20 protein-coding genes are annotated in these 25,372 nt (G+C 50.5%); 6 read left to right on the top strand and 14 right to left on the bottom strand.

The genetic code is table 11. From position 1 onward, the window contains the following. Positions 1–114: 114 nt before the first annotated feature. The 4 genes from AC4ANK_RS27535 to AC4ANK_RS27520 all read right to left on the bottom strand — a co-directional run bounded on the left by AC4ANK_RS27535 (position 115) and on the right by AC4ANK_RS27520 (position 7,236). The gene (locus AC4ANK_RS27535) at positions 115–1,095 is read right to left on the bottom strand and encodes an IS5 family transposase (protein ID WP_044424202.1); all 981 of its coding nucleotides are present in this window, start codon (positions 1,093–1,095) and stop codon (positions 115–117) included. A 20-nt stretch (positions 1,096–1,115) separates the two neighbouring features. Beyond that, positions 1,116–1,790: a hypothetical protein gene (locus tag AC4ANK_RS27530; protein ID WP_460383792.1), complete on the bottom strand. Its 675-nt coding sequence runs from the start codon at positions 1,788–1,790 to the stop codon at positions 1,116–1,118. A 272-nt stretch (positions 1,791–2,062) separates the two neighbouring features. Then, entirely contained in the window at positions 2,063–6,757 is a 4,695-nt protein-coding gene (locus AC4ANK_RS27525; protein ID WP_460383790.1) for an amino acid adenylation domain-containing protein, read from the bottom strand. Then, positions 6,754–7,236 carry a phosphopantetheine-binding protein gene (locus AC4ANK_RS27520; protein WP_460385229.1) on the bottom strand — a complete coding sequence of 161 codons (483 nt, stop codon included), beginning with the start codon at positions 7,234–7,236 and terminating at the stop codon, positions 6,754–6,756. The genes AC4ANK_RS27525 and AC4ANK_RS27520 overlap by 4 nt, the downstream gene beginning before the upstream one ends. Positions 7,237–7,485: 249 nt before the next feature. On the opposite strand from AC4ANK_RS27520, the gene AC4ANK_RS27515 reads away from it, so the two are divergent. Both AC4ANK_RS27515 and AC4ANK_RS27510 read left to right on the top strand, forming a co-directional pair. After that, positions 7,486–8,730, top strand: coding sequence for an integrase domain-containing protein (locus AC4ANK_RS27515; protein ID WP_460383360.1), 1,245 nt, complete (start codon positions 7,486–7,488; stop codon positions 8,728–8,730). Between the two features lie 241 nt (positions 8,731–8,971). Further along, positions 8,972–9,688 carry a hypothetical protein gene (locus AC4ANK_RS27510; protein ID WP_460383362.1) on the top strand — a complete coding sequence of 239 codons (717 nt, stop codon included), beginning with the start codon at positions 8,972–8,974 and terminating at the stop codon, positions 9,686–9,688. 42 nt (positions 9,689–9,730) lie between these two features. Here AC4ANK_RS27510 and AC4ANK_RS27505 read toward each other — a convergent pair whose 3' ends face one another. Both AC4ANK_RS27505 and AC4ANK_RS27500 read right to left on the bottom strand, forming a co-directional pair. Next, positions 9,731–10,804, bottom strand: coding sequence for a YagK/YfjJ domain-containing protein (locus AC4ANK_RS27505; RefSeq protein ID WP_460383364.1), 1,074 nt, complete (start codon positions 10,802–10,804; stop codon positions 9,731–9,733). A 238-nt stretch (positions 10,805–11,042) separates the two neighbouring features. Next, complete coding sequence (locus AC4ANK_RS27500) at positions 11,043–11,219, bottom strand: helix-turn-helix transcriptional regulator (RefSeq protein ID WP_460385228.1); 177 nt, start codon at positions 11,217–11,219, stop codon at positions 11,043–11,045. A 94-nt stretch (positions 11,220–11,313) separates the two neighbouring features. On the opposite strand from AC4ANK_RS27500, the gene istA (AC4ANK_RS27495) reads away from it, so the two are divergent. Together istA (AC4ANK_RS27495) and istB (AC4ANK_RS27490) are read left to right on the top strand one after the other, a co-directional pair. Next, positions 11,314–12,336 carry an IS21-like element ISPsy4 family transposase gene (gene istA, locus AC4ANK_RS27495; protein WP_460383174.1) on the top strand — a complete coding sequence of 341 codons (1,023 nt, stop codon included), beginning with the start codon at positions 11,314–11,316 and terminating at the stop codon, positions 12,334–12,336. Then, positions 12,333–13,142 (top strand): IS21-like element ISPsy4 family helper ATPase IstB, encoded by an 810-nt coding sequence (gene istB / locus AC4ANK_RS27490; protein WP_460383172.1) that lies wholly within the window; start codon positions 12,333–12,335, stop codon positions 13,140–13,142. Before istA (AC4ANK_RS27495) ends, istB (AC4ANK_RS27490) begins: the two co-directional genes overlap by 4 nt. Positions 13,143–13,932: 790 nt before the next feature. On the opposite strand, the gene AC4ANK_RS27485 is transcribed toward istB (AC4ANK_RS27490), so the two are convergent. Next, positions 13,933–14,178 (bottom strand): helix-turn-helix domain-containing protein, encoded by a 246-nt coding sequence (locus tag AC4ANK_RS27485; RefSeq protein WP_460383368.1) that lies wholly within the window; start codon positions 14,176–14,178, stop codon positions 13,933–13,935. Positions 14,179–14,254: 76 nt separating this feature from the next. Here AC4ANK_RS27485 and AC4ANK_RS27480 point away from each other — a divergent pair, with 76 nt between their 5' ends. Together AC4ANK_RS27480 and AC4ANK_RS27475 are read left to right on the top strand one after the other, a co-directional pair. Next, the gene (locus AC4ANK_RS27480; RefSeq protein WP_460383370.1) at positions 14,255–14,602 is read left to right on the top strand and encodes a hypothetical protein; all 348 of its coding nucleotides are present in this window, start codon (positions 14,255–14,257) and stop codon (positions 14,600–14,602) included. Positions 14,603–15,093: 491 nt separating this feature from the next. Beyond that, the gene (locus tag AC4ANK_RS27475; RefSeq protein ID WP_460383372.1) at positions 15,094–16,062 is read left to right on the top strand and encodes a DUF932 domain-containing protein; all 969 of its coding nucleotides are present in this window, start codon (positions 15,094–15,096) and stop codon (positions 16,060–16,062) included. A 400-nt stretch (positions 16,063–16,462) separates the two neighbouring features. Here the strand turns inward: AC4ANK_RS27475 and AC4ANK_RS27470 are convergent, their stop codons facing one another. From AC4ANK_RS27470 to AC4ANK_RS27440, 7 genes are all read right to left on the bottom strand, one after another. Beyond that, positions 16,463–18,199 (bottom strand): DUF2326 domain-containing protein, encoded by a 1,737-nt coding sequence (locus AC4ANK_RS27470; RefSeq protein WP_460383374.1) that lies wholly within the window; start codon positions 18,197–18,199, stop codon positions 16,463–16,465. Further along, complete coding sequence (locus AC4ANK_RS27465) at positions 18,190–18,450, bottom strand: ABC-three component system middle component 6 (protein ID WP_460383376.1); 261 nt, start codon at positions 18,448–18,450, stop codon at positions 18,190–18,192. The genes AC4ANK_RS27470 and AC4ANK_RS27465 overlap by 10 nt, the downstream gene beginning before the upstream one ends. Continuing rightward, positions 18,434–19,075, bottom strand: a complete 642-nt coding sequence (locus tag AC4ANK_RS27460; RefSeq protein ID WP_460383788.1) for an ABC-three component system protein — start codon at positions 19,073–19,075, stop codon at positions 18,434–18,436. The genes AC4ANK_RS27465 and AC4ANK_RS27460 overlap by 17 nt, the downstream gene beginning before the upstream one ends. After that, on the bottom strand, positions 19,072–19,875 hold the full coding sequence (istB, locus tag AC4ANK_RS27455) for an IS21-like element ISPsy20 family helper ATPase IstB (protein WP_031598096.1): 804 nt from the start codon (positions 19,873–19,875) through the stop codon (positions 19,072–19,074). Before istB (AC4ANK_RS27455) ends, AC4ANK_RS27460 begins: the two co-directional genes overlap by 4 nt. Then, positions 19,868–21,367, bottom strand: coding sequence for an IS21-like element ISPsy20 family transposase (gene istA, locus AC4ANK_RS27450; protein WP_122302115.1), 1,500 nt, complete (start codon positions 21,365–21,367; stop codon positions 19,868–19,870). Before istA (AC4ANK_RS27450) ends, istB (AC4ANK_RS27455) begins: the two co-directional genes overlap by 8 nt. A 498-nt stretch (positions 21,368–21,865) precedes the next feature. After that, positions 21,866–24,550 (bottom strand): TnsA endonuclease N-terminal domain-containing protein, encoded by a 2,685-nt coding sequence (locus AC4ANK_RS27445; RefSeq protein ID WP_460383379.1) that lies wholly within the window; start codon positions 24,548–24,550, stop codon positions 21,866–21,868. Further along, positions 24,540–25,370 (bottom strand): hypothetical protein, encoded by an 831-nt coding sequence (locus AC4ANK_RS27440; RefSeq protein ID WP_460385235.1) that lies wholly within the window; start codon positions 25,368–25,370, stop codon positions 24,540–24,542. Before AC4ANK_RS27440 ends, AC4ANK_RS27445 begins: the two co-directional genes overlap by 11 nt. Between the last annotated feature and the right edge of the window lie 2 nt (positions 25,371–25,372).

Below are 25,372 nucleotides of genomic sequence, written 5' to 3'. Positions count from 1 at the left end.
TCAACTTGCCGCGCAGCGGTGGCAAGCCGTAATTTGCCAGGCACATAGCGCTATTTTTCTGAAAACGGTCTGATGCAGTGTGAGTCGAGCGCGTTTTTCGCTCGGTTTTCCGTGTTAAGCGCGCAACTCACCCAAACCCATTAGTCGCTTTCGAGCCATCCACAGGTTCGACAGGGCGAACAGCGTGGTCAGTTGGGCCGTGTTTTTCATCAGCCCACGAAAGCGTACTTTCACGTAACCAAACTGGCGCTTGATGACCCGAAACGGATGCTCGACCTTGGCGCGTGTCTGCGCTTTGCAGTACTCGATCTTGCGCTTGGCTTTGTACAACAGGCTGCGTTTGTTCAGCTTGGAATACGTGCTGCGCCGCGCCGCGATTTGCCAGATCACGTTACGATTTTCGTGCTCTTCACGCTTCTCGACACCGGTGTAGCCAGCGTCCGCATAGACCGCGTTTTCTTCCCCGTGGAGCAGTTCGGCGACTTGAGTGACATCGGCCACATTGGCCGCAGTGCCATGGACGTGATGAACCAGTCCAGACTCAACGTCAGCGCCGATGTGGGCCTTCATACCGAAGAAATACTGGTTACCCTTCTTTGTCTGATGCATCTCGGGATCACGCTCGCCGTCTTTGTTCTTGGTCGAGCTTGGGGCATGAATAATGGTGGCATCGACGATGGTGCCCTGGCGCAGCGACAGGCCTTTTTCCTGCAAATAACCGTTGATGACCGCGAGGATTGCAGGAGCCAGTTGATGTTTCTCCAGCAGGTGCCGGAAGTTCATGATCGTGGTGTCTTCCGGTATCGGCGCACTCAACGTCAGGCGTGCAAACTGGCGCATGGGGGTGATTTCGTAGAGCGCTTCTTCCATGGCCGGATCACTCAGGGAGAACCAGTTCTGCAGCAGGTGAATGCGCAGCATGGTTTCCAGCGGATAAGGTTTTCTGCCACCGCCGGCCTTGGGGTAGAACGGTTCGATCAGGCCCAGCAGACCTGTCCAGGGGACGACCTGATCCATCTCGGCGAGGAAGCGTTCGCGGCGTGTCTGCTTGCGCTTGCTGGCATATTCGAAATCGGAAAAGCTCATCTGGCTCATGGGAGGCTCGGATCAGGTGGTCAGGCGATTTTCGCATAACCGGGACTTGTTCGGAGATTCCCTAGAGCGATAGGATTGTTACGTAGAAACAGCGGCACTATATAACTTCTACCACCCGCCATCAAAATCGAAAACAACTCAATAATGAAAATATCCCAACAAGCCGAGGCGCGAAGCAGGCAGCGGGTTTCGCGATGGATTTCGAGCCTTGAAATCCCCTCCCGGGCAAATGCCAATATAGAGGGAAATGCTTGAAATATTATCTTTGAGTTACCTGTAGAGCCTGATGTCAAAAAACAGATCGAGGGAAAGCAATTGATCGTCGCCTCACTAAAGCTACCAGACTTTAATACCATCCCATTATAATTTATGGACGCCACATGAGAGCCGGCTAATTCGCACGAGCCTTCAGATACATCTTCAAACACAGCCTCATAGGGGAAATCATTAAAATAGTCGCACGACACATCAATATCGACCCATAACACCTGAGCATTTGCCTTAATGCAGGCAAGATAAACCACCAGAGCGGATTGACTCACTGGGGCTTTTATCAAAACACGCTTGGCTGTTATAATCGGGAGGCACAAGACACACTGAATCAACTCGTTCAAAGAAATGAATTGTCCGTCAATAACAATCCCTCCCCTCTCGCTCTGAGCTTCCAGCAAAGCCAACCAGATTTCGTTATCCAAACAAACCTCCAAAGCCTGAACACTACAAGCAAGACAATTGATGCACGCAATATGCTCAGCAATTAAACCATCCCTCACCAAACACACAGCAATGCAAATTATCTATACGACTTAAATATAAAGCATCGACGATGACATATCAAAGGTTTTTTTGTGATGTATAGCCGGATATTTTCACCCTATACATATAACCACCGACTCCTTACGATCAAAAACATCTGACCCCGGAATAAAACATTCCAAGATCATTACTTTTCACACCGAGAGCTTCTTCAGACATCTGAAGCCAGCACCTCAGAAACGAACTCGCTCACTACAGATTCGAACACACCTAAAATATCCACGCAGACGGACGAATCAATATTATCACTTGGATAATAAACAACCGCGTGAAAGCTCGTATTGACCACAGTGACTACCAGACTGATATCCAGCGACGGATTATAGAATCGTTTTATCTTCGAAAAATACACACTATTGCCAGACAGTTGTTGGCCGAGCAAAGTTGTCGACGTCACCTTAGCGGTACGTTGATTGTACTTGAATACAAAATTAACGCGAGGCTCTTCTGGCATCAAATAAGCTGCGACATCGCCTGGATACTCCTGATTTTTTAAGCACTTCACATAATTTGAATAATACCTTTCGAAGCGCATTTTCAGCGAAACGTCTGCGTCGTGCTCCATGACCAAATACACAGTATTACTCAGAAAGCCTATTGTCGACTCGACCTGCGGCCGATCACGCCCGTCCGTATGAATCCGGAAGCTGATTTTTTGTCCGGCATGAAACGCCTGAACCGCCAAGCCAAACGCAAAAGAGAGGATTATCTGAGGCGTCGTCTGCAGTCGCTTCGCTACCTCTAGAACACGGAAACCCTCCAGTTCACGACTTACCTGCCCACTGCTCTTGATCTCTCCCTGCACTGAAGACGCGCTGATATTGCTGTAACGATTCATCCATACGTCCCCGAGCAGGGTCTTCCAGAAATGTCGTGTAGAATGATAACGCTCACCCTTGAACATATTCCGCTGGCTAATGCTGAACCCCATGAAGCCATCCTTGACGCTTCGCTGGATACGGTCCTGCTGTAAATAATTTTGCTCCAGCTCTGCGATCAGCACATCCTGAGAATAACCATCGAATATCAAGTGGGGCACGGAGAAAAAGACAATCACACCCTCACTTGAAGGAAAGAGGACGACCCTCAGTAACCTGTCGCGCAAGAGATCGAAATCCGCTAGGCTCAGTTCGATTCGGTCGGCAATCTGATCAGTGGACATGCCGTTGAAGACCTGATGGTCAAAGGTTATCTCCCGTCCCTGCGACACTCTTTCCACCACACGCACACGACCGGCAATCAATGCAAGGTTGCTGCGCAATAGAAGGTGGCCATTGACCACTGTTTGCAGCGCCCCCAAGAACCTTGACACATCCAGTTCGGCGGGGTAGCGCTGCGCCCAGTAGACACTCCGGTAACCCGGAGACACTCCCGCCATCTGCCGGTACATTATTTCTTGGCGAATCGAGGCCGGCCCGCGATCAAGAAATTCGACTCCATCTATCGTGCATGCCGTATCCACCAACGAACCCGCATTAGGGGTAACTGGACCGGCCGCGCCCTGCTGCACTGCTATAAGGCGCTCGACCATCGCGGCACAATAAGCGGCGGTCATATTGGCGAATACCGCACTTAATGGAAGTGAAACACCATAGATGTTCCGAACTTTTTGAATGAACTGAGTCAGCAGGATCGAGTGCCCGCCCATTTCGAAAAAATTGTCATGCCTGCCAACACGCGCGACTTCGAGCAGCACCGCGAGTATTACGCACAAGCACGCTTCGATTTCCCCCTCAGGTGGTACATAAGAACCGCTTCTTGTCGCTTCCAGATCGACTGCTGGCAGCGCCGCGACGTCTACCTTGCCGTTTATGCTCAAAGGCAGCTCTGTCACAAACACGACAGTATTCGGCACCATGTACTCTGGCAGACGTTCTCGCATTCGGGTTTTCAATTCCGACGCGTCTGTCTGGCTTCCCACGACGTAAGCAACCAGCCGTTTGTCACCAGCACCCCCTTCTTGTATTACGACCGCGACTCGCTCCACGCCATGACAATCGAGCAAGTGCTTTGCAACTTCGTTCAGTTCCAGACGTTGCCCGCGCAACTTGACTTGTTGGTCTGCTCGCCCAATGAATTCAAGAACGCCATCATTTGTCCAGCGGACAAGGTCACCCGTTCTGTAGAGTGGTCCGCCCCCCTGCAAAAAGGGATTTGCCACGAAGCTTCGTCGGGTCAATTCCGGCCTGTTGAGATACCCCCTCGCAACACCAAGTCCACCGATGTACAACTCCCCCGTTACCCCATCAGGCTGAGGTACTCCCGCTTCGTTTAACACGTAGAACATCGTGTTTTGCATGGGGCCGCCAATCGGAATAGTCCTGTGTTTGTTCTCCATCTCGCACGGCCAGCAACTGACCCCGATGGTCGTTTCGGTGGGCCCATAAAAGTTAGTCAGTTGACAGCCACGTGACTGCGCATGAAACGCTGCTACCAGACTGGCACTTAATCTCTCTCCACCACTGATCGTATGCCTGAGTGAAGTCACGTTCTGCCAGGCAGAGTGGGTGATAAGCACTTCAAGCATGCTGGGCGTCATCTGCATCACTGATACGTCTTCAGCGATAATAATGCGCAGCATTTGGTCGGGATCTTTTTGTGCACCAGCCGGCGCGATCACTGCACGCGCCCCGAACAGCAACGGCCAGATCAACTCCATCACCGAAACATCAAAACCGATGGGTGCCTTGACCAGCAGACTTTCATCTTGCTCAAGCAGAACTTTTGTTTGTATCCAATCAAGGAAATTGATCAAAGACCCATGTTCAACCAGCACGCCCTTAGGCTCACCCGTGGAGCCTGAGGTATACAGAACGTAAGCCAGGTCGCTGAGAGCAGGTTCGTAGTCGAGGTTATCCTTAGGCAGCTCGGCGATCATCGAGGCCTGAGCGTCTAGCCACACTATCTCGTCAGTCCTTTCCTGCAGCAATTGTGCATGAGCGCTCACACTCAACACCGCGCGGGGAGCAGCATCGTCAAGCATGAATGCCAACCGCTCCTTCGGTAACTCGGGGTCAAGGGGAAGGTATGCGCCACCCGCCTTGAGAATCGCCATTACCGCCACACTCCACTGCGCAGAACGCTCGATGCATAACCCGACCAGATCATCACATCCAACGCCAAGCGCACGAAGGTGGCAAGCCAGTTGGTTCGCTGCGTTATTGAGCTCTAAGTAGGTATAATTGCGCTCGGGGCTCGATATCGCTAGATGCTCTGGTGTGATAGTTACCTGCCGCTCGAACCAACTGATGACTGTTGAAACTTCAGCGCTCAGCTGAGTGGTCTGGTTACGTTGTCGAAGCAGCACATCCAGTTGGCTATCATCGACTAAAGGCAGCTCAACCATCTTTTGACGACTACCCTTGATGATGCTTTTCATCAGGGTTTCGTAAGAGTCGCACATCATTTCGAGCCGCTTGGCGCTAAACAGATCTGTACTGTAGTCCCACACGAGTTCGATCGTTTCGCCCTTGTCCACTGCACTTACCGCAAGATCGAATTTGCTTACAGCAATACCCAGTGGCTCTGGCGAGGCCTGCAGCCCCTCCAAATCCAGGCCGCTCCCCGCAACCTGCAAATCAAACATGATCTGAAACAACGGACTGTACGCCGCACTTCGTTCCGGATTGATGAGTCCGACCACCAATTCAAACGGTACTTGCTGATAGGAAAGCGCCTCATTGATCATCAAATTTGACGATGACAGAAACTCTTCAAATGCCTGTCCTGGCTTTATAAGCGAGCGCAATACAATGGTGTTTACGAAGCATCCAACCGTGGACTCAATCTGCTTGACAATACGATTGGCCACTGGGACACCAATGCTCACGTCGGCAAGCCCGCTCAGGCGGTAAATTAAAAGCGCGAGCAACGATTCAAGCAAAGTAAACAACGTACAGTTGTTCTGCTGCGCGAAACGTCGCAGTGCGGTGACGAGAGCAGGATTGAGTGTCCGCCGCATACTCGCTCCGCTGTAGCTCTGGACCGGGGGACGAGGATAATCAAGCGGTAGCGCATGCAGCGCCGGCAAATCCTTGAGTTGCTTCCCCCAATAGGCCATTTCATCGTGCGCTCTGATTCCGCCGTAGTCATGAGCCTGCCATTCAGCGAAATCGGCATACTGGAACGCCGCAGTCTCGAACTCCGCAGTGCCATTCGCCTTCAATGAGGTGTAGCAATGCTTCAACTCGTCGAGAAAAACCGATGCAGACCAGCCATCAAAGGCAATATGATGAACGCTGAATACAATCACGTGCTCAAGTTCGGACAGTCGAACAACTTGGCAACGCATCATCAGATCACGGGTGAGGTCAAATCGCGCCATGGCATTACGCCTTAAGATCTCGCCCAGAATCTCTTCTGCAGCAGGCGGCGCCATGCCGCTCAAGTCTTTCTGGACCAAGTAAAAGGGCACATGCGGCATTACAACCTGGACCAATTCACTCTCACACACTTCATAGACACTGCGCAGCACGGTATGCCTCTCAACGAGACAGTCGATCGCCTTCTCCAGGGCAACGATATCCAGCTCGCCTCTGGTGCGATAAGCCATGCAAATGTTATATGCAGGTACATCTGGAGACAGCTGCGAAAGGAACCAGATCCGCTGCTGAGCCCAAGAAGCGTCAGCCACTTGCAACCCTTTGGCAGTCAGAGCCTGAAGGCGCTCCTGATAGTCTCTCTCTTCCTCGATCAGCCTGATGAGCTCTCCTTTGTGGCTTACGATCGCCTTTCGGATGTCACTCGGAAAAAGAATGGGATCGGTGTCCAACCAAAGATTTTCGTCAACCACACCCACTTCCACGCCTTCACGTCGAAAGAAATCAAAAACATCAGTTACTGTCACAGCTGAAATCCTTTTGTAAAGTCTCGTGTTTTGCTGGCGATCTTCAGATCACCTTTGGTCCTGAGTTCCTGTACAGCCTGCGCAAGATCAATCAGTTCCGGCCACTTAAATATTAAGCTTTGCGGACACTGCAATATGAAAAATGCATTGATCTCATTCGTACACTTGATAGCCAGCAACGAGTGTCCACCCAACTCGAAAAAGTTGTCATGGCGACCGACCTTGTCCACCTTCAGCACCGTCTGCCATAGCGTTGCCAGCGCTCGCTCCATCTCGCCCTCAGGGGCCTCATACACCTGCAGGCACAATGATTGCGCATCCGGTTTGGGCAAGCGCCGCTGATCCAGCTTGCCGTTGACGGTCAGGGGCAACTGCTCCAGCATGACAATGGCACTCGGCACCATATAGCCCGGCAGATAGCGCCCCAACTGGCGACGCATGTCAGCCACGCTTGCCTGGGCCCCCACCACATAGGCCACCAACCGCGAATCACCCGGCTCGTCTTCACGCAATACGACCGCGGCCTGACTGACTCCGGCTCCACCACTTTTACATCTAAAGACGTCCAAGGGCGTCTTTTTTTGTGCCTGAAATCCAGTAAATACAGGAGTTTAAGGTCCAAAGGGGTCCGATGGTGTCTGAGCTCATCCTACAATTCGTGTATTCCACGTGGTATTCCAAGCCCACGACTGCTATTTTTTGGAATACACGCAGTATCGGAGATTCTCATGGGTGCCCAAGCTACGCGGCTTTCAGATGTCAAAGTCAAAGCAGCGAAACCAAAGGAAAAAGACTACATCCTCACCGACGGCGACGGCCTTCAGATGAGAGTGAGAGCCAATGGCTCAAAGCTGTGGAATTTTAACTACATTCACCCAGTAACCAAAAAGCGGATCAATATGGGGCTGGGTACGTTTCCGGAGGTGAGTTTGGCCCAAGCCAGGAAACGGACGGTCGAGGCCAGGGAGCTGGTGGCGCAGGGGCTCGATCCGAAAGCGAAGCGTGACGAAGATCGTCAAACATTAAGAGCGACTACGGAACATACCTTTAAAAACGTAGCAACTGCATGGTTCGAGCTTAAGAAAGACTCGGTTACTACTGCTTATGCTGAAGACATCTGGCGGTCGCTCACGCTGCACCTCTTTCCCGACTTGGCCGCTACCCCGATCTCAGGGATCACTGCTCCGGCGGTCATCAAATTGCTTAGGCCACTTGAGACCAAAGGCAGCCTTGAAACCGTGAAGCGACTGAGCCAGCGCCTGAACGAAATCATGACTTATGGGGTGAATTCCGGCTTGATTCACTCGAACCCCCTCAGCGGGATTCGCTCCGTATTTAAGAAACCAAAAAAGAAAAACATGGCGGCACTTGCGCCCGATGAGCTGAAAGAACTCATGGTTACAGTTGCCAATGCCAGCATAAAAAGGACTACTCGCTGTCTGATCGAATGGCAGCTTCACACCATGACTCGTCCGGCGGAGGCAGCTACAGCACGCTGGGAAGACATCGACGTAGAGAAGAAGATCTGGACAATACCGCCAGAGCGAATGAAAAAGCGGCGCACACACATCATCCCGCTCACGGAACAGACTCTGGGGCTCCTGCACGCGATAAAGCCGCTTAGTGGGCACCGCGAGTATGTCTTCCCGGCTGATCGCAATCCCCGTACCCACTGCAACAGCCAAACAGCGAACATGGCTCTGAAGCGTATGGGGTTCGAAGGCCGTCTGGTTAGCCACGGCATGCGCTCGATGGCCAGTACCATCCTCAACGAACACGGGTGGGATGCTGAACTAATCGAGGTCGCGCTGGCTCACGTGGACAAAGATGAGGTGCGCAGCGCCTATAACCGGGCTGATTACATCGAACGCCGAAGGCCAATGATGAAATGGTGGAGCGAGCATATTCAGGAAGCTGCTATCGGAAGCCTTTCGATGTCCGCGATCAATGACAATCTGGATATAGCCCGGTAACGCAGTAACTTCGGCGGTGCATTACATCAATTGCGCGGGACTTTCCAGGCATAGTTGCCGGTCTTAAATTGGGACTAGGCGCGTAAATCCCCATCATTCTCACCAAGGTTGTAAGATAGCGCTAGCGTATGACGAGCGAGACCAGACTGAAGTTGTCTATTCGCTAACCGCCGTCATTAATAAACGACGCTTAATCATGTATAACTAGGCTAGGCTAGGCTCTTAACGAAGTGGACCAATAATGACCGAACTTAACAAGCTTCCACGTGACAGCTTTTTCCCAAACATTCCTAGAGGACTAGCAGATACCATCCAGTGGCAATATGAAAAGCTACAAGAAGTAAGCCTCGCCATTAATGACCCTGAGAATCTCGATAAGTACCTAGACAAGCTTACTCAAGAAATCGAGAGTGGTGTTTTCACTCAAGATACCTTAGCAGACATAAATGCTGATGCAATATTTTCTAAAAATATAATAGTCCGTTATCAAGCTCTGTTTAAAAAATCTTCCGTCGCATTCATATATGCGAAAAAGAAGGTTCATAAAGTTCAAGAGACGGCGGTGTGGCCGCTGCTATGCAACGTTAGCTACCTGATAGCAACAGCGGAATCAGCCGCAGGTATAGTTCATCAGGAACAAGAAGCTCAACGAGTCTTAAAAAATGGAGAACCGGGTAGGCAAAAAGGCGGCAAAGCAACTAGCGAATTATATCGTCCGATTCGTGATCGCATGATTGAACTGCTGAGAGATCGTAAGCCTATTGGAGGATGGCGCACTAAGAAGCAAGCTGTCGAGGCAATCCATGAAGATTTAAAAGCATTTATATCGAACGCTCCCGAGCTAAAGGTCGTAATTTCTGACGTTTATGAGACAGCAGACAAGTGGCTAAAAAGCACAGGAAACCCGGAAATAATTGAGGCTTACAAAGCGAATGCTGCACCTGCAAAAGTAAAATGAGAGATCAGAAATAAGAATGGCGCCCTAATTAGGGCGCCATTTTTATTTCTCTCTTGGACGACCGCGATTAGATTTAACTTTAGGGATTTCAGCTCCTTTCCCGAAAGCCCTTCCTTTCCCAGGTATCGCAGACCGAATATAGTAGTCAGCCTTGACCAGATAACTCGCTGCTTTTTTTAAATTGGCCATTAGCTCTGGAGAGCTGTGTGGTATTTCTCCTATCCCACATTCCCGATAGCCACTCTTGTTCGCATTACAGTTCCAAAATCTCCCTTTCCCTCCTGTAACTACATCTTCCCAATGACGACCAATTCGCCATCCGGCGTTAATATCTCCACGAACCTTAGAGGCATCTAGAAATATCAGCATGTGGTAGTGAAACGTGTTCATCAAACCGTACTCGAGCTTCCAAACGAATCCGACGAAAGAGCCTTTATATAAACGCTTCCTCAAGTCACTAATTAAAACCTCTCGATGCCTGACCGCCTCTTCGTACTTTATAGGTGCATCACTATCAAGACCATGCTCTCGCCCATACTCCAAATCGACGCGAATTACACGGAGTTTAGATTTGTGGTAAAACAGCTTATCTATAAAAGCATTAAGACTTGCTTGGTTCTTATTTGAGTTCCTAGCGTGATGCCGAATTTCCTTCACAAACGCCTGCGCTTTAGCTGCCTGGCGAACATTATCAACAAATTGATTCAGCTTTACCGCAGAGCTCTCTGATTCTTCCTCGCTAATAGGATGAAGCAGTTTATTTTCCTCTAGGAGATTCAGTTCAAGAGCCTGGACTTGCTTTTTGAAGATTCCAAAGTACGGATTCAGTTCGCTATATGGAAATAGGGTGTCGAATTTGTCATAGTCAATGCTTATTGCTGCTTTAATAGAGGCCGCCAACGACTTGACTTTACGGTCCTGCTTAATTCCTTTCTTGGACGTATTGAACAACGTGCCACTTGAACCAGCTATCAGCTTTGTTGCTGCAACAACATTCGCTAGGTCCCCGATCGCATTTATAGCATTCGATAAGTCTTGGGACGTTTTATCAGAAGTAACCGACTCTAACAGGAGGTCGTCAATATGGGAATTCAGGATTTCTTCTGGGGTTAGCATTTTCTTGTTTCAATGTAATGATCGGATAAGAAGCCATCACCCCTTTGAAGGGTGAGCACTCCACGACATCAAAACCATACACCTTCAGGTGCTTATCCCTACAGGGTAATAACATAAGATCCTAAATTCGAAATATGAATAATCGTACCAACAAGCAATATTCCGCCAGCAAGACACAAACAATTCAACATAGCTATAAAAAATCAAAACTAAAGTTAGTACCTAGCGCCCTCCAACGCTACTGGCTAAAACGTTGCTTCAACCATTCAGTGATAGCAGATTCAAACCAGCCAATAGCAGATGCGCCTAACTTCACAGGACGGGGAAACGTGCTATCGAAGCGAGGTGAATTTGGGTCCATGCGATCGTAGATCGTGGAGCGACTAAGGCCAATCCGGTCCTGGACCTGACGCAGGCGCAGTATCTGTCACCGCCACTGTAAAAATGACCCCCTAACGCCAACCTAGAATTGACCCCCTGGGTAAAACTGGCGGCTTTGAGCTGCCAATATGTTGACCCAGGAGCAGTCTGTGGAAATTAAAGTATTGGCCCGTCAGGGCCATGGCATCAAATTCATCGCCCGTGAGCTGGGTATTTCGCGTAACACCGTGCGCAAGTACCTGCGAAAGGCCCGGTCGCTACCCAGTGACAAGGTGAGACCCGCACGTCCGTGCAAAATCGACCCCTTCAAGGACTACCTGCATGAGCGTATTGAGGCAGCGCGCCCGCACTGGATTCCGGCGACCGTCCTGCTGCGTGAGATCACGGCATTGGGGTACAGCGGCGGCGTCAGTCGTCTGAAGGCTTATATTCGCCCCTTCAAACGTAAGGCAGAAGAGCCGGTGGTACGTTTCGAAACTCTGCCCGGCAAGCAGATGCAGGTGGACTTCACCACCATTCGACGAGGCCGTCAGCCGCTTAAGGCGTTCGTGGCGACACTTGGTTTTAGTCGAGCAAGCTTTGTCCGTTTCTCCGAGCGAGAGGACAGCGAAGCCTGGCTGACAGGGCTTCGGGAGGCGTTCGCTTACTTTGGCGGCGTGCCCGAGCAGGCATTGTTTGATAACGCCGGAACCATCATCACCGAGCGAGACGCTTTTGGGGAGGGCCTGCACCGTTGGCATCCCCGATTGGCTGCGCTGGCCGATGAGTTTGGTTTTATTCCCAAGGTCTGCCGCCCTTACCGTGCCCAGACCAAGGGCAAGGTTGAGCGCTTCAACGGGTATCTGAAGGGCAGTTTCATTACCCCGTTGGCCGCTACGCTCAAGAGTGCGGGTCTGACGCTGGATGTGGTGACGGCCAACGCACATATCGGCCAATGGCTCGACGAAGTCGCTCATCAGCGGATTCACGGCACGACGGGTGTTCAACCAGCGGTACGTCTGGCCGAAGAGCAGCAGGTACTATTACCACTGCCAACACAGAGCCTGCGCCCACAACCCGCCCAAGGCCTACGCCTGGGGCGGGTCCTGCCGTACGAGAGCTTGCAGCATCCGCTGTCGGTTTATGAGCAACTGCTGGAGGTGAGAGCATGAACCTTCAACATGCTCGCCTGACAGAACTATGCAAGGGGCTAAAGCTTGAGCGCGTCGGGGTGGACTGGCCGCACCTTGCCCAACAAGCAGCAAGCGGCGAAGACAGCTTTGCCGACTTCCTCGAAAAGCTGCTGGCTGCCGAGACCGATGCCCGAAGTGAACGCTCTCGACAGGCCCTGCTGAAAACTGCCGCGCTGCCCGCCGTGAAAACGCTGGAGCAATACGACTTCGCGTTTGCCACCGGCGTCCCCCGGGCACAGCTCCAGGAGCTGGCAGCATTGAGTTTTGTTGGGCGTACCGAGAACATCGTGTTCCTGGGGCCTAGTGGTGTAGGCAAGAGCCACCTGGCCATCGCCCTGGCCTACCGGGCAGTGATGGCCGGTATCAAAACCCGCTTCGTCACTGCGGCTGACTTGATGCTGCAACTGACCGCTGCGCACCGCCAGGAACGGCTCAAGGAATACTTCAGTCGTGTGGTGATGGCCCCCGGGTTGTTGGTCATCGATGAAATCGGTTACCTGCCGTTTGGTCGTGATGAAGCCAACCTGTTCTTCAATGTTGTCGCCAAGCGCTACGAGCAAGGCAGCCTGATCCTCACGAGTAACTTGCCGTTTACCCAGTGGGCCGGAACCTTTGCGGATGATCAAACACTGACAGCGGCCATGCTGGACAGGCTGTTACATCATGCCCATATCGTGCAGATGACAGGTGAAAGCTATCGACTCAAGGACAAGCGCAAAGCAGGAATCAAATCGTCTCGGGCCGAACCGGCTCGAAAATATGAACCCGAGGGGGGTCAAAACTAAGTTGGCGATTTAGCACGGAAGGGGGTCACTTTTTAGTTGGCGTTGACAAGTATCTTCAAAACGTCGCCAGTGGCAGCTTTCATGTCTGTCTCCTATAGGCCGCAAGTTGGGTGTGTTTCCAGCTTATGCGACTGTCCTACCGGAGCGTAGCCAAGCGCTGCCGTGTATTTTTTTACCGCAGCGAACCAATCGCGCAGCCCAACCTGGAGCGCTGTCATCCATCGGTGTCGACGTGGCCTCTGCCAGAGCACTCCAGCTCGCAAAATTGGTTCCTACCTCCCCTAAAGTTAGATCCTTAGCCCGCCAACCTGGGCCTACGCTGGTAATCCCAGCTGAGAAGCCAGCCTAGAAAAAATTGGACATATATCACCCATCTGAGAGCTGGCAATTTCATTTGAATTAGCAAACCACCGCTTTCACGACCAATCAAAACATCACCTAAGGGTATAAAAAATGATTTGTTCAAGCTGCGATTCCACTCACGTGAAAACGAAGAACTACGGGAAAAAGGTAGGGGGTGCTGTAGGGGGCGTCACGGGCGCCGTTGGAGGCTTGACCGGCGCAATGAGCGGTGCCGAAGCAGGAGCGCTTATCGGCTCATTCGCGGGTCCTATCGGACTGACGTTAGGGTCAGTAGCTGGCGCTATCTTTGGCGGGCTGTTGGGCGGGGCAGCGGGCGGGGTCGCAGGAGCGAAGTTGGGCCAGGCCGTCGACGAAGAAGTGCTTGATAACTTCGAATGCTTGGATTGCGGCTTCTGCTTCAGCAGCCGTGTATAGCCCAATTCAGAGCCTACAGTCCTGCATCGTTCAGCAAATCCGAAGGCTTGCAGGCCAAGGATTCTGCGATCTTAACGATATTCAGGAACGTGACGTTCCTTTCCCCTCGTTCAATCTTCCCCATGTGGGACCGGTCAATCCCCGCAAGATCGGCGAGCGCCTCTTGAGAGAGGCACAGGACGTTGCGTCGAGCACGCACCGCTACCCCGAACCGGGCCAGGTTAGCATCTTCGTCGCGCGCACCGGAGACTCTTGTCATGGCGACGATGGTGTAGATATGATGCCTATACGGCCACGGTATTTACGACCCATTTTGAGCCGTCTTAAGGAGTAATGTGAAAAAGGTACTTTCTTTTATCGTGATAGGTTTCCTCGCGGCGAGTGGTGCAAATGCCTCAAGCCATGTTGGCCAATGCGTATTCCCGAAAACCAAAATCCTACCCAACGGCAATCTGTCGTTTGTACATGCCATCGACATCTCTGATCAGCCGTCACCACAGGCAGCTATCAAGCCGCTTGTTTCAATGGAGGCTTATCAAATCAGCGCTGAAGAGAAAGGCTTTATTAAGCTCGTTACGGTTCCGGACTATTCGCTGGCCGACCCACAGGTCAACGCTGGAAAAATCGTAGGGTGGGGAAAGATTCGTGACTTTGACTTCCAAGCACAACGTAATTGCAACTAACACGTACGACCGCCGCACTTATCAGACTTCTTTTGGGTCTAGACCAATCTCGGAGAGACGATGAGACCTATATTCGGTCCTTTGCTATTGACCACGCTAATGTCCATATCGGCTTGCTCAAAAGCGGATAAACTACCACTCGAAATATCTGTTGGCGAAATGCAAGGCGTCCCAACGATAGTGGTCACCTCAGTCGCTGACAAAGTAAAATTGCTGGGATACACAATAAACAGGGGCAATTGCATCGGCAGATCTGTTTATCAAATGCCGGTAGACATTCTGTTCGGCGGCGAGTTAAAAATATTTGCTAATGGCGGCTGCAATATTCGGGAAGTTACTCTAACCACAGATACTGGCGAGTTTACGTATTCGAATTAACACTTAAATACGACCCGCTCCAGCCCCCAATAATTGTACCAAGCGGCGCGGTAATTACTCACAAGAGGCCAGACTATATGTCTGGCCTTTTTTATGTCTGTCGGGAGAAAATAATGTCGCACCTAATTGCAAATATGGCGTACACCGGAGCTACCCCATGGCACGGCCTTGGAAACAGACTATCCGAAAAACAACCTATTGAAGTATGGCAGCGTGAAGCAGGCATGGACTGGAAAATTCAGGACAGTCCAGTCCATTTCAAGTCCAACAGCGTCGGTGTTGTAGGGTCGATTCATACCTACCCTGAACAGAAAGTACTTTACCGCTCAGACACTAAGGCGCCGTTGTCAGTGGTTTCTCAGCGCTACCAGGTCGTGCAGCCGCGTGAGGTATTGGAGTTTTACAGGGATCTTACCGAAGTCTCAGGCTACGAATTGGAAACTGCTGGAGTGCTAAAAGGCGGTCGTAAGTTCTGGGCTTTGGCCCGTACTGGACAAGGTGCGACATTGAAGGGTACCGACCAGGTGAATTGTTATTTGCTTCTAGCCACCTCCTGTGATGGTACCTTGGCTACAACCGCAACGCCTACCACCGTGCGTGTAGTTTGCAATAACACCCTGGCCATCGCCCTAGATAGTAGCCCTTCTGCAATCAAAGTCCCGCATAATACTCGCTTCGATCCGCAGGCAGTAAAGAAGCAACTGGGCGTCGCAGTCTCTCAGTGGGACGAGTTCATGTACCGCATGCAAGCATTGGCGGAACGCAAGGTGCAATGGCATGAGGCTATCGGCTTTTTCATGAATGTGCTTTGTGGCACTGCACCAGAAAAAACCATACCAGAAGTGATACCTAATGAGCGTGCTCTTCGTAGAGTACAGAACCTCTACGAGGGTGCTGGAAGAGGTGCAACCATGCCTTCCGCTAACGGTACGGCTTGGGGTCTTCTGAATGCGGTGACGGAATATATTGACCACGAACGCCGAGCTAGAAGCACTGAGTATCGGATAGACTCTGCATGGTTCGGACAAGGGGCGTCCCTCAAGCAACGAGCGCTTTCCGCTGCATTACAACTGGTGGCGTGATGAAGACAATAAACTTTTCAGCAATCTCACAATAAACGACAAAGGCATTTGCAATCAGAAGCAAAGTTCGCAACAAAAACATCAAGTGTGGTGCTTCCGGATGAGCTCTCTTCCGGAAGCCATCGCCTTTACTACAAATACCAAACAATTAAAGGCAGAGTACGGGCCACCATGATCATTATTTTTCATCAAATCCGCCTCGGATGGATGATCCATCGCCATGCACGAATTTTACCGGTTTATTCAACGCCAAAAAACGCTGCTTAACCCTATCACTCAGCACCGCTCAAACCAAAACCTAACAATAACAGACACTTAGAGCTGTAGCCCTGATACGATAAATACCATTAGGGCGGTCGCTATTTTTTTAAACACAATCATCCTAAGGACAGACAAAAAATTACTGATAATGCATATCCACCTGAAGCCCTAAAAGCTTACCCTCAGGGCCATCATCGCTTAGTTTCAGAACAATACTTTCAGAAAGCTCTTGCTTTTGTTGCTCGGACAGTTCTGGAAGGATTGTATCAATCTGGTCTTCATTGACAGTCGCTATATATTGGAAGCCATATTGTTTAGATAGCTGCATCGCCACCTGAAACAGAACTGCACGCTGCCTTGGATCGATATCACTAAAGAGACGGCTATCATGCCAAATAAACCGTACATTGTGATTTGCTCGTAATATCGCTACAGTTAAGTCATAGCAAAAAAGCTTAACGGCATTTATACCATCTGATCCATCAGCTTCAATACGGACATCAAAATCGTAGCGAATCTTATTGTCCCCAGAATTGTTATTCAAAACAATTCCAGCGGGAGCTTCCGGATAAAACCGTTTTGCGAGCTTCGAAAATACCGAGAGTTTTTCACGGCGCTCAACATCAGTATCATCAAGATATGTATTTGTTTTTATATTTTGTTCGGCCAACGATATTTTGACCTGAGCAGCTTCCTCTCTACTCTGATGTAGCAGTTGTTGATAGTCCATTAGCTTATGTAGTTTTGCTTTAACATCCGATAGCTGAGCGCTGACTGCAGCATATTGATCTAACGCTCGTTTATCTGAAAGATAAGAGAGCTTCTGATCAAGACCTAGACTTTTTACCTTAATGTCAGAATCAATACTACTCAACTCTAACTCTATACGGCTTCGCTCTTGGCTGAGGCGGGCGACGCGGTTTTTTATAATACTTTTATGGAACGCTTCGACTTCCGCAAGGCTTTTTAAAGCTTCAGGCTTGAATGCACTGAGCAGCTCCCCATAGACGCTCTTGATAGTCTCGAGTGGGATATCATTTCGAGTTTCCAAGCTTCGAATTATATTTTTTATCGCGTTCTCTGCAATCACCCGCCGATTCTTAAGCTCCCTTAACTCAGCTGCGAGTTGGTTCGCCCATTTTTCAATATCGTAAAAGTCATCCGCAACGGTGAATTTTTCTAAATCACTAGAGAGTCTTGCAACTTGCTCTTCGAGGAAACCAGACTGCAATGACGCATCTTTGTTACCGGTGTAATACTCTTTGATAAATGGGTCTGCCTTGAAATTCTTCTCAAAAAGCTCAAGCTGCGTCTGCCGAGATCTAAGCTGGAATTTTTTCTCAATCAGAGAAACGTCTACACCTAATAGAAAAAGATTCCTCAAAAGGACAGTATAGGGTTCCCTATCAGAAGTCGTAATTCTAGGGTCATTGTAATCAGACTTTGCACGTCTAATAAAACGTGAAACAAGCGCTCTAAACGTGAGCTGGCTACTGCTGATGGAGTCCGAAAACTGGAACGTATTCCTGGCCAAAAAATCCGTGTAGCTTTTTAACTTTAGAGCCTTACCATCAATGTAAACTTCTCCTTGCTTACTAGTTGACCTGACAATCTGTACCTGACGCTCCCCCAACAATGTAATCAGGGTGAATTCCCACCCGGGCAAGTGCTCCTTGAACGCCTTGCTTGTACTTCCTCCTAGGCAGAAATGAATTATTTCTACAAGAAGCGATTTGCCTACTCCGTTATAAGACTTTGTATCATCATCTAGATGCAGAGGATCCCTACGCGAGCCGACCACTAAAGACGCACCGGCTTCATTAAACTTTACGCGCTTGAAGCTAGAGCGATTAGCATACAGCTCAATTAAGCGCATATAGAAACATCCACTTCCCGCCGTTCAAGCTCACCATATTCATTAATACTCACTACTCCAATGGCATATAGAGCATCAATCGCGAGAACTAAATTTTCGAAATTTTGATAAGACGGATAGTTTTTTGAATCTCGCTCAAACACTCGCCACACTTGATCAACAGTCATAGGTTCGGATAGCTTCGCCAGTACAAATGACCCAAGACCGAGAAGCGACTCAGCAAAAGTGATGTGTTTAGCTGGCAAAAACATTTTTTGGCTCCTCGAAAATATCACACGTTTCGAAATATTTAGACATAAGCACCAGCGCTGCATCCTTTCTCAGTCGGTCAACCGAAGGGGAAGGATGGTGCGGTGCTATCTTCTCTAAGATGTAGGCGAATCGCAAGTCACCAGCGGAGCTTCCGGCGGACGCGGAGGGAACGGAAATAACGCTCTCAGCATAGTACGCTGCCAATGAGTCTCGTAAAGTCTGCTTTGCAAAATCACTGTTTTTAGAAAAATAATCGTCTATCTGCCAGACTTCCCGCTGCTTAGCTCTAAGCCAATCGCCATTATGCTCCAGATCATTAAAAACAATTTTCTCGTCAAAGTCTGGGCTTATCAGCTTCGAATTCCTGCTGAAGGGTGAAGGAGTTTCAAGTATGTGTTTAATTACGCCAGCTAAGACTGTGTAGTCTAGGTAGTCGGAGCTATCAATATTTGGAATGCCTGTTGGCGCTGATTGAAAACTGACCCACCCTGCCGATTGAAAATTGACCCAGGACGGATTGCTGATTTTTGCCCCAGCAATTGTGGATAAGCTTAGCAGCAGTGTTCCGATTGAAGACGCATCAAGCCCCACCGCATGCAGCAGGGCATTTATGGTGCGGATCAAAATGGCTCATCGTCCTCGATATCATTTCCGTCCTTTCGCTTTCGTTCGCGTGTTTTGATCTTTGTCTGGGCAGCCAATGTGCTGTGTTGTAGGCGGTAGGACTCGTTGCCCGTTTCGACGATGTGGCAGTGGTGTGTCAGCCGATCCAGCAACGCGGTGGTCATCTTGGCGTCGCCAAACACACTCGACCATTCCGAGAAGCTCAGGTTGGTGGTGATGACCACGCTGGTGTGTTCGTACAGTTTGGACAGCAGGTGAAATAACAGGGCGCCACCGCTTTGGCTGAAGGGCAAATATCCGAGTTCATCCAGTATCACCAGGTCTGTGCGCAGCAGTGCCTGGGCGATTCGCCCTGCCTTGCCATCGTACTTCTCACGCTCCAGCAGATTCACCAGATCCACCGTGGAAAAGAAGCGCACGCGTTTGTTGTAGGCCGTGATTCCGGATACAGCCAAGGCACTGGCCAGGTGTGTTTTCCCGGTGCCAGGGCCGCCGATGAACACGACATTCTGCGCGGTTTCAGTGAACGCCAAGCTGGATAGATCGCTGACCAGCCGGGCATCAGCGCTGGAAGCGCTGAAGTCAAAGCCAGCTAAGTCACGGTGCATGGGGAGTTTTGCCATGTTCATCTGATGATTCACCGAGCGCACCGCGCGATCCGCATGTTCCTGCTGAAGCAGATGTTCCAGCAGCCATTTCGATGAAGCCGTCGACGCTGTTCCTTGAGAGACCAGTTCTTCCCAAGCACTGGCCATGCCGTGCAGGCGCAGTTCTTTGAGTTCAGTCATTAGGTCACGCATTGCGATTCTCCTCATCGGTCGTACGGAGCCGGTCGTAGCGTGCTGTATTGGCAACCGGCGCCACTTTGAGTTGCAGGCTGGTTTCTACACAGGGAGGTGGTGCGGTGGAGGTCAGGCGGGCAACGACATTGAGGATGTGATCGGCGCTCAGACTTCCCGATTCAAGTACCAGCTCCACCGCCACCAGCACTGGTTCGAGACCGGCGATGGGCACAGCAGCCAGTACCTGCATCATGATTCGATCACCGTTGGTGTGACGCCTCAGTCCGCGTTTAAGAAGCTGTAACGGTTTTGGCAGATCAGCAAATGGAGCGCCATTGCGCAGTGCACCAGGCTTGCGTTCGATGAGTGGGATGTAGTGCTGCCAGTCAAAACCGATCTGATCTCGATCAAAGAGGCGCTCGTGACTGGCGATCACCGTTTCGTCGGCAATGACCACGATTCGCGAAGGGTACAAACGGCTGCTGACCCATTGACCCACACGCTCGCAAGGCACCGAATAACGATTGCGCGCCACGCTGATCAGGCAGGTGCTAGAGACACGGACGGTGCGTTCCACGTAGCCATCAAAGGCCGTCGGCATTGGCATCATTTCAGCCTGCTCCAGCTCCAGGACTTCTGCCACCGTCAAACCGTTGTACTGCGGATGTACAAGTTCAGCCCAGAGCGTACGACAGCGTTGGCCGAGCCAGACGTTCAGCTCCTCGAAGGTATGGAACATGCAATTTTGAGCATCGAGCCAGATTCGCCTCCGGCTGTCTTGCACGTTCTTTTCGACGATGCCTTTCTCCCAGCCAGAGGCCACGTTGCAGAAGTCCGGATCGAACAGATAGTGCGCGCACATCACGGAAAACCGGGCATTGACCGTGCGGCCTTTGCCTTTGTTAACCTTGTCGACAGCCGTTTTCATGTTGTCGTAGATGCCGCGACGTGGCACGCCACCCAACGCTCCAAACGAACGTGTATGGGCATCAAACAGCATCTCGTGGCCTTGACTGGGGTACGCAACCAACCAGAACGCGCGACTTGCGCACAGCTTCATATGGGAGACCTGGATACGTCGAAACAGGCCACCGATCAGCAGGCCTTCTTCGCTCCAGTCAAACTGAAAGGCCTCACCGAGGGCAAAAGTCAGCGGTACAAAAGCGCGTACAGACTTGCCTTGCTCGCACCGCCAAGAGCGGACAAACGCCGTGAGCTGGCTGTAACCGCCGTCATAACCCTCGGCCTTGATCTGCTCAAAAAGTGCCTTGGCGCTCCTACGGTTGTGTTTTGGCCGGAACGAATCAGCCTTGAGCGCCTGCTCTAAGGTCTCGTGAAAAGGGTTGAGCTTATTGAAGGATGCGCACCGTTGGTACGCTGGTTGATTGGCTTCGGGCGCTCTGACCCATTTTCGGATGGTGTTTCTCGACAGCCCGGTACGCTTGGCTATCTGATGCAGCGAGAGCTTGTCGCGGAAGTACATCCGCCGGATTTTTCCCAACATTTCCATGCTGATCACCCTGTGTTCTCCTGCTCAAAAAGTGAGCAGAAGCAGTTGAGCACCTGGGTCAGTTTTCAGTCGGCAGAACAGCCTCTACTGGGTCAGTTTTCGGTCAGCGGCAACAACCGCCCTATATCAGGCTCATAGGCATCATTCCCACGATCTCCCTGGTTACCGTATGGTTTTACCTTTCGGAAACGAGGCCTTGCATACCCCATGATCTGACCGAAAAGGTTCTCATACTCAAAACCGTCCGAGCGATAAACTTTCAGCTGAAACATAGTCCTAGCAAGCTGCTTACGCTGGGGGGTCATATGCCGTGCCTTGCTAGATGATGAGGTTTTAGAATAGAACGCAGCTCATTTTTCTTACGCTGCGGCATCCACTGATTATCACACTGACCGTCGCGCAAGGACAGCCTGATACCTGCACCATGGGAGAAAACGCTGACCTAGGACCTCGTATGGTAGCTCTAGGTCAGCGTATCTGCTTGTTAGCCGTCTGTGACTACAGCAACGCCCTGAAGTGGCGCTTGTCCGCATCCGATGACTTCAGAATGCGGTATTCCATTCCGCTAGCGACTGCGATCTGCTGGGCGAAATCTTTCTTCGCCTGCACCACGGCGTCCTCGATTTGGTAGTCAGCCTTTACCTCGACGATCACGTATTTAAGGCTGCCGTCCGGCTCCTCTCGCTGAAAGATAAAATCCGGGTAGTAGCTGCGGACCGTACGCGAATCGGGATCGATGTACTGAATGAAAAAATCGGATTGCCCGTGGGTCAGCATCCCGGTGAAGTAGAGCTTCTTCACACGCTGCTCACGTAAGAGGTCCCAAAATAGCCAGTTTTCCGACCCAGAGTCGAAGCAATAAGTATCGAGGTGGAAGCTTTTGGCACGTTCGACTTCGCTAATTTTTGGATCCTCACGCCGCACGATCTTATCCTTAGCTGCAGTCATTTCGTAGTAGCCACTGATCGGCACTTTAATTAGATCAATCTCCCGCTCCTCCGTTTCCTGGGTTTCATCCAGATCGTAAAGTAGTCGAAACAGACGGGGAATGATTTCGTCATAAAGAAGCTCGTTGAAATGGTTGGTCATAACTACCAACTCGTCAGTGCCTTCTTTGGTCGAGCCTAGCAGTTCCTCGATCTCCAACGGGCTACGATTTAGATAACGCGACACCTCAGCTACCAGAGTGATGGACGAGAAAGTGCGCTTCTCGCGGCGTACCGTCAGGTCAAAGGTGCGGCTACCCGACGCACGAGCAGCATCGGCGGCAGTCAAACCATCCTGCTGCGTCTCGATCAACCGGTACTTTTCAATGAGTGTATTCCAGCCTTCCTTATCGCCACGATCTAGGCCCAATGCTTGACCGGGGATTAATTTTTTCTCCCTAACTTGAAACTGCTTTCGAACGCGCACCAGTTTTATTTTTACCGGCGGTTCAGTCACGCGCACTTCTACCCTCTCTTTGTCACTACCTGTCTTTTGCAACTCATCGGCGCTGATTCGGAAATTCTGCTGCAACTCGTCATTCAGGATGTTTAGGTTTTCTTTAGATAAGAAAACATGTCCGGTGTGCTGAGCTTCGCCAATAGAGCGCAAACAGCGCATCGTCGCTTGCAATACAAACACCTTCGACTTAGGTGCCCGAAATAGTCCTACACCAAATAACGAACGACAGTTCCAACCCTCCCGCCCTTTATTCACTAAAAGGATAAACTGCTTTTCGGAGCTTTCAGTATCGAGCCGGTTAAACTCGCGAATATCGTCGTTGTTAGTTAGCTTATTGTCACCAACGTTGATCAGAATACGCGAAGTCGGAATACCGTGTTTCAGCAACGCGCGTTCGACAGCAGGCTTTAACTCGCTAGTCAGCTCATCGACGGTCGCTGCAAAAAAGGCCAGCTTAGGCAATAGGCCCTCTGGGCGGAGATCAACTGTCTCCCTAAGGAAAGCTTCTATGGCGATGCCTACAAACTCGTCCGTGCGAGTATTCGCATAGCCATGCAGCATCACTTTCTTGAGGTAGCCTTTGTCGACGGCCTCTTTCAGACCATACGCGTATACCACCTCGGGAAGTACCTCGTTCCCGACGTAAGGAGTACCAGTATAGTTGTAACAAGCAACGACCCTCGTGCCTGCTGCATTAAGGCTGGCTGCGAGTATGTCAATAGTAGTGCGCAGGCTGGTGTCGGCTTCTTTGGCCCCAACACCCATATCCTTAGCGAGCGCCTTGCCAAAGGCGTGGTGTGCCTCATCCACATAAATCCCGAGTTGCTCCAGTCGACGTAGCTTCTCAAAACGCTGGTTAGTGGTGAGTTCGCCTTCTTCCTCAGGCTGATCAAAATTGTATAAGTCTGCAGCATCAGCGTAAACACCCGTAGCAGCCAGAGTTTCACCGGTTTTGCCAAACAACTTATCGACAGAGTTCTTTTCCTTGTGCTTGCGCTTAAGGATAATCTTTTGCGTATTCGAGACAATTATGTTGAATCGCGAACGGTCCAGAGTATCTAGAGATGAGCCGGCCTCTTCAAGATAGTGGAATCGCAAATGCATGGTCAGGAAATTTACATATTCTGGCGGTACCACTCGAGTGAGGTCGAAGGACTCAATCTCCTTCAAAGATTGAAGAACAGTCTTATCCGGTGCAAACACTAGAGCGTTGTGGCAATAGCGCGCATCTTTTTCAAACTTGTTACCCAGCAAAAACTCATAAAAGATGCAGGTCGCCATCAAAATTGTTTTGCCAGTACCCATCGTCAGCGCGAATATATAATTCGGGTAGACACGGGAGTTCTTCCGCATTGCCGTGAAAACGGACTTATACTGATCTTGAGTAATCTTGTCGAAAAGTCCCACTTGTCCTGAGTTACCGGTCGCAACCCCGCCCTCTGTGCGATCTGCAAAACGGCCTTGCTTTTGGAACCACTGTTGAAAAATTTCCTCGACCTTGGCGTTACCTAAGAATTCCTTGAGGAAAACGTAGATTTCTAGTGCCTCGAACTGTGGCTGTCGCAAAAAAGCTTTAGGATTTCTTTCCGGATTATTAAAATCGAGAAACTTACGAGTGAGCTCTTTATAGTTCTGGCGGACGACACCGCGGTTGGCTTGGTAGAACTGCCATAGAAACTGAAAGAAAGCGAAGTCTAATGACGCGCTCACAGTCTTAACTGCACGCTTAACCGCCATGACTGATGCTCCCTTCCCAAGACTCCGAAAGTAGATCGGTGATCTTCACGCGAATGGTGCCTGCGTCCTCCGGCACTTTATAAGACCCCTTAACTAGCTCGTTCTTGCCCGGAACGTCTACCACCGTTGGCTGCAACACCGCACCGTCGTAGTTCCAGTCAATTAGTACTGACTCTGCCAGCTCTTTCCAATCGACCACAGACTCTTTCTGCAGCGAGAGCTTCTGCAACAGATTCATTGGATAGAACTTCTCAAGGATCAGTTCCCCCCCTTTTAAGGCGATCTGTGCCTGCGAATCACGTTTGAACTCTAGGTTAGCCTTATCACGTAGTATATCCACCACCTCCACTTCGATCTTGAAGGGCTTTGCGGCTATTTCTAGTTGAGCGGCTAAGTCCCGCTCGTGCCCCATGCAGACGAGCGTTATTTTCTCGACCGGTCGATTCGGACTTTCGTTTTGCTTTCGCTCCCAGGCTTTGTAATCGAATCCCGCAATTAGCTCATTCAAATCCGCACGATTGGCGATACGGTTGACGGGCATGATCTTGACCATAAACCCGTCTTTTTCACCGTCGAAAACGGTACTGAACTGCAACTTCTGCACCTCCAATGCCTCGATCAGAAGTTCTTTGGCCTGAACTGGATTTCGGAAGATGTCGTAGTGATTGACGTTATAGGTCTCAAACCCTGTGAAATATTTAGTTTCGGGATCAAGCGACTTCTGACGCAGGCCATTAGCAACAGTGATGAGACGTTTGGTTGTTGTCTGAATGGATCCTAAATTAATGTCTACCCCAATAAATCGACGTCCAAGCTTCATAG

It is taken from the genome of Pseudomonas sp. Pmew2, assembly GCF_058129885.1.
This window is presented reverse-complemented; position numbering and strand designations above follow the sequence as displayed.

Coding starts and splice junctions, on each gene's coding strand:
- AC4ANK_RS27465 (WP_460383376.1), bottom strand. CDS start 18,450: ATGTTTTTGCCAGCTAAACACATCACTTTTGCTGAGTCGCTTCTCGGT.
- AC4ANK_RS27470 (WP_460383374.1), bottom strand. CDS start 18,199: ATGCGCTTAATTGAGCTGTATGCTAATCGCTCTAGCTTCAAGCGCGTA.
- AC4ANK_RS27445 (WP_460383379.1), bottom strand. CDS start 24,550: ATGGCGGTTAAGCGTGCAGTTAAGACTGTGAGCGCGTCATTAGACTTC.
- istB (WP_460383172.1), top strand. CDS start 12,333: ATGAACCTTCAACATGCTCGCCTGACAGAACTATGCAAGGGGCTAAAG.
- AC4ANK_RS27510 (WP_460383362.1), top strand. CDS start 8,972: ATGACCGAACTTAACAAGCTTCCACGTGACAGCTTTTTCCCAAACATT.
- AC4ANK_RS27485 (WP_460383368.1), bottom strand. CDS start 14,178: ATGACAAGAGTCTCCGGTGCGCGCGACGAAGATGCTAACCTGGCCCGG.
- AC4ANK_RS27535 (WP_044424202.1), bottom strand. CDS start 1,095: ATGAGCCAGATGAGCTTTTCCGATTTCGAATATGCCAGCAAGCGCAAG.
- AC4ANK_RS27505 (WP_460383364.1), bottom strand. CDS start 10,804: ATGCTAACCCCAGAAGAAATCCTGAATTCCCATATTGACGACCTCCTG.
- istB (WP_031598096.1), bottom strand. CDS start 19,875: ATGCGTGACCTAATGACTGAACTCAAAGAACTGCGCCTGCACGGCATG.
- istA (WP_122302115.1), bottom strand. CDS start 21,367: ATGGAAATGTTGGGAAAAATCCGGCGGATGTACTTCCGCGACAAGCTC.
- AC4ANK_RS27515 (WP_460383360.1), top strand. CDS start 7,486: ATGGGTGCCCAAGCTACGCGGCTTTCAGATGTCAAAGTCAAAGCAGCG.
- AC4ANK_RS27475 (WP_460383372.1), top strand. CDS start 15,094: ATGTCGCACCTAATTGCAAATATGGCGTACACCGGAGCTACCCCATGG.
- istA (WP_460383174.1), top strand. CDS start 11,314: ATGTTGACCCAGGAGCAGTCTGTGGAAATTAAAGTATTGGCCCGTCAG.
- AC4ANK_RS27440 (WP_460385235.1), bottom strand. CDS start 25,370: ATGAAGCTTGGACGTCGATTTATTGGGGTAGACATTAATTTAGGATCC.